Source organism: Asticcacaulis sp. (genome assembly GCF_027484505.1).
GTDB lineage: Bacteria > Pseudomonadota > Alphaproteobacteria > Caulobacterales > Caulobacteraceae > Asticcacaulis.
Map to the genome: position 1 here is coordinate 1 of NZ_JAIXSV010000134.1, position 9,396 is coordinate 9,396.

The window sequence follows — 9,396 nt, forward strand, 5'->3', positions numbered from 1 at the left end:
CGTGGCACGCATACCGAAATCTTCGCCGCCGGGGCCCGCTCCAGCGAAGACGAGATCGCCGTGCAGATGGAAGATCAATGGCATTGGGGCTCTATCACCAAGTCGATGACGGCGACCCTGTGCGGGCGTCTGGTCGATGCCGGTGCGATCAAATGGACGACCAAAGTAGGTGAGGTGCTGGATGAGCGCGGCAACCCCGTTTCGGCGGCCTATCGTGACGCCACCCTTCTACATCTGCTGAGCCATCGCGCGGGGCTTCAGCCCAATCTCGACGGTATCAACACCGTCTTCTATAGCCGTGATCCTATGCCTGATCCGCGGGCGGAGCGGCGTAAATGGGCGTTGGCGGCGTTGAAGCAAAAGCCCGTCGGCCCGGTCGGCGCGCAAAACGTCTATGCCAATAATGGCTATATCATTGCTGGCGCCATGCTGGAGCAACTGACGGGCAAGAACTGGGAAACTCTCATCCAGACAGAACTGTTCACGCCGCTGGGCATCACAAGTGCGGGCTTTGGTGCTCCGGGCCGTCCGGGTCAGGTGGATCAGCCTCTGGGCCACGCCGTCAATGGCCATAAGCGCAAACCTATGCCGGTCGGGCCGGGCCTGCCCACCGACAATCCTGTGGCACTGGGGCCGGCGGGACGGGTGCATATGTCGATGGCGGACATGCTGACCTATCTGCGCGCCCACCGTGATCGTCCGGCCAGCTTGCTGAAAGCCGAAAGTTGGGACGCGCTGCACACACCGCACTTCGGCGATGAGTATGCGCTGGGCTGGGTGGTGCGGCCGGATGGCGCCCTGTGGCACAATGGGTCGAACACCATGTGGTACGGCGAGGTGCTGGTCGATGCGAAGACGGGCACGGTGGCCGCCGCCTGCGCCAATGACGCCGCACCGGACACCCTGACCGCTGTGGGCTCGGTCCTGATGTCCGCCCGCGCAGCGGCTGGATCATTATGAAAACACAATGATCCAGATTTTGTTTAGCCCCTCGCCGGGCGGTGGCTTTGCCACCTTGGCCGCCGCCTCAATAGCGGCCTGAGCGGAATGATCCCGAAGAGATCATTCCGCTATAGTGTTTAAGGCTGAATCCCGATCAGTTGAATCTTGAAGACCAGCACGCTGTTGGGTGGGATAGGGCCGGCCCCGGTCTCGCCGTAGGCGAGTTGGGCGGGAACATAAAGCTCCCAGGTTTCGCCCGTCTTCATCTGAGGCACGGCGATCTTCCACGCTTCAACCAGACCATCAAGCGGCATGGCCGCCGGAACGCCCCGGTCATAGCTTGAGTCAAACACGGTGCCGTCGATGAGGCGACCTTCGTAATGAATTTTCACCGTGTCGCGCACGGTGGGCTTAGGCGCATTGGGATCGGTCGCCGGCGTGATGACCTTATACAGCAGCCCCTTGGGCAGCTTCTGCACGCCCGGTTCCTTGGCCTTTTCGCTCAGGAAGGTTTCGCCCGCCTTGATATTGGCCTCTGCCGCCGCTTCGGCCGCCGGATCGGTACGGTTACAGGCCGTAAGCGAGACGGCTGACACCATTACCAAAGAAAGACAGACCGGTCTTATCCAATTCGAAACCATTACGTATCCTCTATTCCATTCTCAGCGCATAGCCCGTGGCGCGCAGGCCATCGGCGATTTCATGGGCGTGGCGGGCGTCCTGCGTTTCCACCAGTATGTCGAACTCAGCGCCCTTGGCAGGCACGTCGAGCACCAGACGATTGTGTGCCACATCGACGATATTGCCGCCCTTGCGCGAAATGACATCTGCCATCAGCGACAACATGCCCGGCCGATCGTCGCCCAGAATGCGGTAGGTCACCAGCCGCTTTTCGCGCACCAGCTCGCGTTGCAGCACCGAGGCCAGCAGGCGCATGTCGATATTGCCGCCACACAGGATCAGGCCGACCTTCTGCCCCTCGAACTTTTCCGGGTAGCGCATGACGGCGGCCAGCCCCGCGGCACCGGCCCCTTCGGCCACCGTCTTTTCGACATTGACGAAGGCGGCGATGGCGCGCTCGAAATCGGCCTCATCAATGACCAGCACATCATCGACCAGCGGATTGGCGACGGCGAAGCTCAGTTCGCCCACGTCGCGCACAGCAATGCCTTCGGCGATGGTCGAACCGCCCGTCGGCATGTTCAGGCCGCGCCGCTTGGCTGCAAAAGAGGGGTACATGGCCGCTTCGACGCCGATGATCTTGATCCAGGGTTTCAGCGCCTTGGCCGCCGTCGCCATGCCGGCGATCAGCCCGCCGCCCCCGATGGGCACCAGCAGTACGTCGAGGTCCGGCACGGCCTCAAGCATCTCAATCGCCAGCGTCCCCTGTCCGGCCATCACATCGTAATCGTTGAACGGATGCACATAGACGGCGCTGGCGTCGCGACACAGGGTCTGCGCATGGGCCGAAGCGTCGTCATAGGTCGCGCCTTCGATGACCACGCGCGCGCCATAGCCTTGAGTCTTCTGCACCTTCACGAAGGGGGTGCCGTGCGGCATGACGATGGTGGCGGGAATGCCAAGCCGCTGGGCATGGTAGGCAATGCCCTGAGCGTGATTGCCGGCCGAGGCCGCATAGACGCCGCGCGCGCGTTCCTCGGCGCTGAGCGTCACCAGTTTGTTGAGCGCGCCGCGCTCCTTAAAGGCCGAAGTATATTGCTGGTTCTCGTACTTGATCCACAACTGGCTGCGCGTCAACGCGCTCAGCTTTTGCGAAAAGGCGCAGGGGGTTTCGACGATGTGACCCTTTAACCGCGTCGCGGCGGCTTGGATCGTTTCCAGATTGAGGCTCATGACGGACACACACGATGACAGGTGTGTTCCCATATCAGACCCATCCCCCGGAACCCAAGTCAAAAAGGGACCCAAGGCGGGTGAATGTCATAATAAATTTCATATGAAACTATTATTGCAAATATGAAGATCGCCAATGTCACATCTTATCAAATTTATGCACATTTACTGAAATGAGGTGTGTCGATTTGTCCAAAATGCGCCTATATCAGCTCATAGGCGTTCGTCGCGTGAGGCAGAAATGGCAAATTCCGGCAAAAACTTTTATTCGCCCGCTGCGCATGGCTTTGTGCGGATCGCCTGTGCGACGCCCAATGTGCATATTGCCGACCCCAGGGCGAACCTGTCAGAGCATGTGCAACTGGCGCACAAGGCCGATGCGGCCGGGGCGGATGTCGTCCTGTTTCCCGAATTGAGCCTGACCGGCTACACGCTTGAGGACCTCTTCCTGCAACAGACGCTTCAGCAAGCGGCGAAGGCGGCTCTGGAGGTCCTGATTACCGCCTCACAAGACTGGCGCGCCATTGTGGTCTGCGGGGTGCCGCTGTGGATTGAAGGCGCGCTGTATAATTGCGCAGCGGTGATTCAGGGAGGCGCGCTGCTGGGGCTGGTGCCCAAGACCTTTTTGCCCAATTATCGCGAGTTTTATGAGAAGCGCTGGTTTGCCAGCGGCCACGCGCTCAATACCGAACTCGAAATTGGTGGGGTGTCCGCCCCTGTGACAACGCATCAGGTGTTTCAGGCGCAAGGGGATGCCGCCTTTACGCTGGGCGTCGAAATCTGCGAGGACATGTGGTCGCCAGACACGCCTTCGACGCGATTGGCTTTAGCCGGGGCTACGGTGATCGTCAATCTTTCGGCTTCGCCCGTGACGGTGGGTAAGTCGCGGGTGCGCAAGCGTATCTGCGAGGCAACCTCTGAGCGCCTGATGTGCGCCTATGCCTTCAGCGCATCCGGGCCGGGGGAATCGACCACCGATCTCGCCTGGGACGGGCAGTCGCTGGTTTATGAACTGGGGACGCTGCTGGCCGAAGGCGAGCGCTTTGCCAGCGATACCTTGACACTCGCCGATATCGATGTGGAACGCATAGCGCAGGAGCGTTTGCGCACAGCGACCTTTGCCGATGCACGCCGGTTCAGCGCAAAAGAACCGGTACAAACCTGTCTGTTCGATCATAAGCCGCACGCCCTGACTGACTTTTACCGCACGGTGGACCGCTTTCCCTATGTGCCCAATGATCGTGACCGTCTGGATGAAGACTGTTTTGAGGCCTTCAATATTCAGGTGCACGGCCTGATGCGGCGCATTGAGAGCACACAGTCCGAAAGCGTCGTCATCGGCGTGTCGGGCGGGCTCGATTCCACTCACGCCCTGATCGTGGCTTGCAAGGCTTTTGATCGTCTGGGGCGGCCGCGCTCGCAAATCAGGGGCTACACCATGCCGGGCTTCGGCACGACGTCGGGCTCGAAATCCGACGCGCATAAGCTGATGCGGGCCTTAGGCGTCACGGCGGAAGAAATCGACATTCGCCCGGCCTCAAAACGCATGCTGATGGATATTGGCCACCCCTATGGTCAGGGGGAGTTGGTCTATGATGTGGTGTTTGAGAACGTGCAGGCCGGGTTGCGCACGGACTTTCTGTTCCGGCTGGCCGGTCAGCATCGCGGGTTTGTCGTCGGCACGGGGGATTTATCCGAGCTGGCGCTCGGCTGGTGCACCTATGGTGTCGGCGACCATATGAGCCATTACAATGTCAATTGCGGCGCGCCTAAGACCCTGATCCAGCATCTGATCCGCTGGGCGGCGCGCACCGAGTTCGATGCCAAGGCCGCGCGTGTGCTGCGCTCGGTGCTGGAGCGTGAGATTTCGCCGGAACTGGTGCCGGTACAGAACGGTCAGGCTCAGCGTACCGAAGACAAGGTCGGCCCCTATCCGCTACAGGATTTTACCCTCTACTACCTGACGCGCTTCGGCCTGAAGCCCTCCAAAATCGCCTTCCTTCAGTATCAGGCGTGGAAGGATGCGACCGCCGGCGACTGGCCGCCCGATTATCCGCAAGCCGACCGCCGTGCCTATGGCATTGCTGATATTCGCAAGTGGATGGAGGTCTTTCTGTTCCGCTTTTTCACGATTTCGCAGTTCAAGCGCTCGGCCGTGCCCAATGGCCCGAAACTCATCTCTGGCGGGGCGCTCAGCCCACGCGGCGACTGGCGCGCCCCGTCGGACTCCACCGCTACCCTGTGGCTGGACGAGTTGAGGACGAACCTGCCCTCCGAATAGTTTGCGTCAGATGCTAAATGTATATATAATGCGTATATCCAAGAGGCCGCCATGACCCAGACCACTCTGTTTCAGTCCAATCGCACACAGGCCGTCCGTTTACCGAAGGATGTCGCCTTTCCGGAGGGCGTTCGCGAAGTGACCATACTGCGTGAAGGCCAGCGTCGTATTATCGTGCCGGCCAATGCCGTCTGGGACGATTTTTTCGCGGCAGACAGCATAGATTTGCCGGAACGTGACCAGCCATCTCTGCAAACGCGCGACAGCTTCTGATGCTGCGTTATATGCTCGATACCAATCTGTGCATCCGCGTGCTGCGCGATCGGCCCGCGGCCTTGCGCGAGCGGTTCAATGCCGAAGCGGCGGGCATGTGTCTCTCGACCATCGTTCTCAACGAGCTTTTGTATGGAGCGGCGAAATCCGCACGCCCCCTTGAGCATCGTCAGTCGGTGGAAAATTTCGCCAGCCGCCTCGATATTCTGCTGTTCGATGCCGCAGCCGCTGATCATGCCGCGGATATCCGCGCGGTTTTGGAACGTCAGGGACGCATGATCGGCGGATATGACGTGCTGATTGCCGGGCACGCCCGCAGTCGCGGCCTGATCGTCGTTACGGGTAATCTGCACGAGTTCCGCCACGTTGACGGGCTACGCTGTGAAGACTGGCTCGCGGATTAGAGCATCCGTCGGCTCAGTTGTGCCGCCGAATGGCTCTAAGTTTTTGTTTGGTCACGCAATTTTTCCGAAAAGTGGTGCCCACTTTGTCGGATTGCGCTCTAGATTCCGAACAAACGCTCGCGTTCGGCCAGATTGCGCACCGAGATATTCATATCGGTGACCAGACCATTCGCGATGGAATAGACCCAGCCGTGGATGGACAGGGGCTGGCCTTCGCGCCAGGCATGGAGGATGATCGGGTTGGTGGCGACATTGCGCACCTGAGCGATTACATTCAGCTCGCACAAACGGTCCACGCGCGATTCCTGATTATCGCAGGCCTCCAGCTCGTGCCGGTGCTCATGTGCCACGTCGCGGATAGGGGACAGCCAGTGGTCGATCAGGCCGTGATCGGTGGACTCGATGGCCGCCCGAACGCCACCGCAGCCATAGTGGCCGACGACCAGCACGTGTTTGATTTTCAGGACATTGACCGCGTATTGCAGCACGCTCAGATAGTTAGCATCCTGCTGCGGGGCCAGATTGGCGACATTGCGATGCACGAACAGCTCGCCCGGATCGAGATCGACGATTTCATTGGCCGGCACGCGCGAGTCGGAACAGCCGATCCACAGATACTCAGGATGCTGCTGACGCACCAGACGCGAGAAGAAGTCCGGATCGACGCGGGTTTTTTCGCGCGACCAGCGGCGGTTATTCTCGATCAGGTTCTCAACCATGCCAGCCTCTCAAATGTTGTCGGCGGCTTAAACGGCAGATGTGCCGTCGGGTCAATGCTTTTTATTTTTTCAGCCCTGGCCCGCAAAAGGGGCAACGAACAGCCAGATGGCTTTCAGGCCGGCATCGAGCTTCTGACCCGCCCCGGCAAAGGAACCGGTGTAGAAGTAAAGGATCAGCACCAGAGCCCCCATCAGACCGAGAACGGTCTCCAGCGCCGCGATCAGCCATTTCAGCGGCTCGATCCGTGTCGTTGGCTTATAGGTGTCCTGCATGTCACGCCTCCCCGCCTGAATGGTTAACAGCATTAAACAGGGAAAGGAAACTGACAAGCCCTTTTGTGGCGGCTATGGTTGGCCAAAGGAGAGGCAGACATGACGAAAAGCGCATCTTTACGACTGGCGGTGGGGCGGTTTCATCCGCTGACGGATGACCATGTGCGGGCGCTTGAAGACTGGCGCGGTGACGGGAATCTGATCGTCGTTGTCGTTGGCGCCCATATGCCGCGGTCCAGTCGTTATCCGTTTACGGCGGAAGAACAGGTGGCCATGTTGCAATCAACGGGGTTTGAAGCCGTGGCCATCGAAGACGCGCTATTGCCGGCAGAGCGGGTGGCGCAATTGTCCGCCTTTGCCGAAAACGCACCGCTTCTGTCCTTCGATCCGGGTTACGGCCCTGAATTACAGGGGCTCTGGGCGGGTGGGCTGACCCTCGCTGACCCGGAAATGCCTCAGAAGACATCGGCCTTACGGGCCAGATGGCTAAAAGGGAATAGCTTTGGCGACGTCCCTGATACGGTGCGCGCGCTGATGGACAGGGTGCTGGATGCCGATACCCGGCGCACGCTGGCTGAGGAACACGCCTATATCGAAGCCTATCACCAAAGCTGGTCCGTCGCCCCTTATCCGCCAGTGCATGTGACGGTCGATGCTCTGATCCGCAAAGATGATCGGATCCTTCTGATAAAACGCGGCGGATTGCCGGGCCGCGGACAGTGGGCCTTGCCGGGTGGTTTTCTCGATCCACATGAGACGGTGTTTGCCGCGGTCCTGCGCGAGCTACAAGAGGAGACAGGTCTGTCTTTGTCAGAAGGGCAGGCCCTTCAGTGCCTCAGAGGCCAGCGTGTCTTCGATCAACCGGACCGTAGCGCGCGCGGTCGCACCATCAGCCATGTGTTTTATTTTGATCTCAGTGGCCTGGATTTACCCGCGCTCGAAGCCGGAGATGATGCGGCGGCACTGAAATGGACCGGGGTGGACTGTGCCTTAAAGATGCGTGCGCACATGTTCGAGGACCATTATCTGATGCTGCACCATTTCCTCTCCACAGGCGCCTGAGGCGTTCCGCAGATTTTAAAATGATGCCTTACGTGCACCGGTCTCGGCCCACGAAGTAGCGAGAATATCCGCAGCTTAACCCATACGTCTGCCTGCCGTAAGAAATGCCTGCGGCCTGAATCCTGAGACAGGCCGCAGATATCTCTACTTAGTCCTTCTTCTCCGCGCCGTCTTCCTTTTCCAGGGTGACGACCAGCGGGTTTGGAACAAGGTCCAGCATAGAGCCGTTGCTTCCATCGACGGCGGCACCGATTATGCCACCGACGAGCACGTTACCAGCCATGCCTGCCCCACCTGCTCCCGACACCTTATTTGTGACGTTCCCCGTCCAGGTTTTGTAACCTGCCTTCGTGATGGTCACTGTAAACTCAGACTTGCGCGGCATCTTCAGGCTGCAAGGCGTCGAGTCGCAAAAGTACCCATTCGACGTCTTGACCGAGGCGCCCACCGGGAACGTCTCAACCACGAACACATCATTGGTTCCACGCGTGATCGTGGCGCAGCCTGAAACAGCGAGCATAGCTGCTACGCCCGCAAGAGCGAGCGCAATCTTATTCAATTTCATGGATTTCCCCTCCATTGAGCCAAATTTGGACTCTTTGTAACGTTAGTCTCCAGTGCGACACGGCTGCAAGTTATTTTTTGCGCGAGATGTCGATCTTACGTCAGATGTGACGCTTTCAGGGAATAGATCTGAAGACCAGGGGGCGCATTGTAACTGCCCGTACTGGTTGCTAACGAGTGGGTCGCTCATCATGCTTGCTTGGCAGGGTATTGAGTTTCCATTTCCGAAATGCGGGTAAGGTGCTCAAAAGTTGAACTTGCGGCAAGGTCTGGTCAGTTCGAAAGGGTCTCGCCCGAAAGGTTCCTAGCTGTTCAAATGTTGCCCATCTTTCCGCCTACCGGTCGCCACGACGCTGAGGCTGCCATCGGGCAAGGGACGCTGCAACGCCTGAACTTCACTCCATGCGCCCGTCATCCACAGATCGCGCTCCGCTTCCGTCGTTAGAATAACGGGCATGGCCTTGTCATGAACCGCGCCGACTTCGGCATTCGCGGTCGTCGTTAGGAAGGCATAGAGATCATCCGTCGTCTCGCCATCCTTGACCTTGCGCACGGACGCCCACTGAGGCGTCCAGATGCCGGCAAAGAAGAGCAGGGGGCGTTCGGAGCCTTGCGCGAACAAGTGGATGACATTGCTGCCTGACACCTGATCGAGTTCTGAGAAGGACGTAAACGGCACGAGGCAACGGTTTGCGGGATCCGTCAGCCATTTGGCCCAGTAGGGCTTGTCTGTATTGCGGATATTGGTGACACCGGAATCGTAGTTTTTGCCTTTGAGTGTGAAAGGTGGAGAGGGCATACCCCAGCGACACATGGCCAGTTCGCGGCCCTCATCGGTATTGCGAACGATGGGGCCAAACCCATTGGCACCGATGTACTCGAACAGGGGCAGATTGCCGACCGATGATTTGAGGACCCTGGCAAGGGCGCGGATGGCCGCTTCATTGCTGGTCATAGAGTAGAGATTACACATCGGTCGTTCTTCCTGTGGGCCATTGAGTGAAACCCAATATCTGCACCTTGC

The 9,396-nt window shown here is 59.1% G+C and carries 11 protein-coding genes; 5 read left to right on the forward strand and 6 right to left on the reverse strand.

Annotation, left to right across the window (positions count from 1 at the left end; all coding sequences use genetic code 11):
• Window positions 1-960 (forward strand): serine hydrolase (locus tag Q0072_RS08905; protein ID WP_298328700.1); only part of this gene is annotated, 960 nt, incomplete at its 5' end.
• Between the two features lie 119 nt (window positions 961-1,079).
• Here the strand turns inward: Q0072_RS08905 and Q0072_RS08910 are convergent.
• Window positions 1,080-1,541, reverse strand: a complete 462-nt coding sequence (locus Q0072_RS08910; protein WP_298328703.1) for an FKBP-type peptidyl-prolyl cis-trans isomerase — start codon at window positions 1,539-1,541, stop codon at window positions 1,080-1,082.
• A 52-nt stretch (window positions 1,542-1,593) separates the two neighbouring features.
• A complete protein-coding gene (locus Q0072_RS08915) occupies window positions 1,594-2,796 on the reverse strand; it encodes a threonine ammonia-lyase (RefSeq protein ID WP_298328705.1) in 1,203 nt (400 codons plus the stop codon).
• 241 nt (window positions 2,797-3,037) lie between these two features.
• On the opposite strand from Q0072_RS08915, the gene Q0072_RS08920 reads away from it, so the two are divergent.
• From Q0072_RS08920 to vapC, 3 genes are read left to right on the forward strand one after another with little or no spacing between them, the layout of a single operon-like run.
• Window positions 3,038-5,077 carry an NAD(+) synthase gene (locus Q0072_RS08920; protein WP_298328708.1) on the forward strand — a complete coding sequence of 680 codons (2,040 nt, stop codon included), beginning with the start codon at window positions 3,038-3,040 and terminating at the stop codon, window positions 5,075-5,077.
• A gap of 51 nt (window positions 5,078-5,128) precedes the next feature.
• Window positions 5,129-5,350, forward strand: coding sequence for a type II toxin-antitoxin system VapB family antitoxin (vapB, locus tag Q0072_RS08925; RefSeq protein ID WP_298328711.1), 222 nt, complete (start codon window positions 5,129-5,131; stop codon window positions 5,348-5,350).
• Window positions 5,350-5,754 (forward strand): tRNA(fMet)-specific endonuclease VapC, encoded by a 405-nt coding sequence (vapC, locus tag Q0072_RS08930; RefSeq protein ID WP_298328714.1) that lies wholly within the window; start codon window positions 5,350-5,352, stop codon window positions 5,752-5,754. The genes vapB and vapC overlap by 1 nt, the downstream gene beginning before the upstream one ends.
• Window positions 5,755-5,852: 98 nt before the next feature.
• On the opposite strand, the gene Q0072_RS08935 is transcribed toward vapC, so the two are convergent.
• Together Q0072_RS08935 and Q0072_RS08940 are read right to left on the reverse strand one after the other, a co-directional pair.
• Window positions 5,853-6,473: a carbonic anhydrase gene (locus Q0072_RS08935; RefSeq protein WP_126422363.1), complete on the reverse strand. Its 621-nt coding sequence runs from the start codon at window positions 6,471-6,473 to the stop codon at window positions 5,853-5,855.
• 69 nt (window positions 6,474-6,542) lie between these two features.
• Window positions 6,543-6,746: a hypothetical protein gene (locus tag Q0072_RS08940; RefSeq protein ID WP_298328717.1), complete on the reverse strand. Its 204-nt coding sequence runs from the start codon at window positions 6,744-6,746 to the stop codon at window positions 6,543-6,545.
• 99 nt (window positions 6,747-6,845) lie between these two features.
• Here Q0072_RS08940 and Q0072_RS08945 point away from each other — a divergent pair, with 99 nt between their 5' ends.
• On the forward strand, window positions 6,846-7,808 hold the full coding sequence (locus Q0072_RS08945; protein WP_298328720.1) for an NUDIX domain-containing protein: 963 nt from the start codon (window positions 6,846-6,848) through the stop codon (window positions 7,806-7,808).
• 148 nt (window positions 7,809-7,956) lie between these two features.
• Here the strand turns inward: Q0072_RS08945 and Q0072_RS08950 are convergent, their stop codons facing one another.
• Window positions 7,957-8,373: a PEGA domain-containing protein gene (locus Q0072_RS08950; protein ID WP_298328722.1), complete on the reverse strand. Its 417-nt coding sequence runs from the start codon at window positions 8,371-8,373 to the stop codon at window positions 7,957-7,959.
• Window positions 8,374-8,676: 303 nt separating this feature from the next.
• A partial coding sequence (locus Q0072_RS08955) for an SOS response-associated peptidase family protein (RefSeq protein WP_298328725.1) occupies window positions 8,677-9,396 on the reverse strand: 720 nt, incomplete at its 5' end.

Coding starts and splice junctions, on each gene's coding strand:
- Q0072_RS08910 (WP_298328703.1), bottom strand. CDS start 1,541: ATGGTGTCAGCCGTCTCGCTTACGGCCTGTAACCGTACCGATCCGGCG.
- Q0072_RS08915 (WP_298328705.1), bottom strand. CDS start 2,796: ATGAGCCTCAATCTGGAAACGATCCAAGCCGCCGCGACGCGGTTAAAG.
- Q0072_RS08920 (WP_298328708.1), top strand. CDS start 3,038: ATGGCAAATTCCGGCAAAAACTTTTATTCGCCCGCTGCGCATGGCTTT.
- vapB (WP_298328711.1), top strand. CDS start 5,129: ATGACCCAGACCACTCTGTTTCAGTCCAATCGCACACAGGCCGTCCGT.
- vapC (WP_298328714.1), top strand. CDS start 5,350: ATGCTGCGTTATATGCTCGATACCAATCTGTGCATCCGCGTGCTGCGC.
- Q0072_RS08935 (WP_126422363.1), bottom strand. CDS start 6,473: ATGGTTGAGAACCTGATCGAGAATAACCGCCGCTGGTCGCGCGAAAAA.
- Q0072_RS08940 (WP_298328717.1), bottom strand. CDS start 6,746: ATGCAGGACACCTATAAGCCAACGACACGGATCGAGCCGCTGAAATGG.
- Q0072_RS08945 (WP_298328720.1), top strand. CDS start 6,846: ATGACGAAAAGCGCATCTTTACGACTGGCGGTGGGGCGGTTTCATCCG.
- Q0072_RS08950 (WP_298328722.1), bottom strand. CDS start 8,373: ATGAAATTGAATAAGATTGCGCTCGCTCTTGCGGGCGTAGCAGCTATG.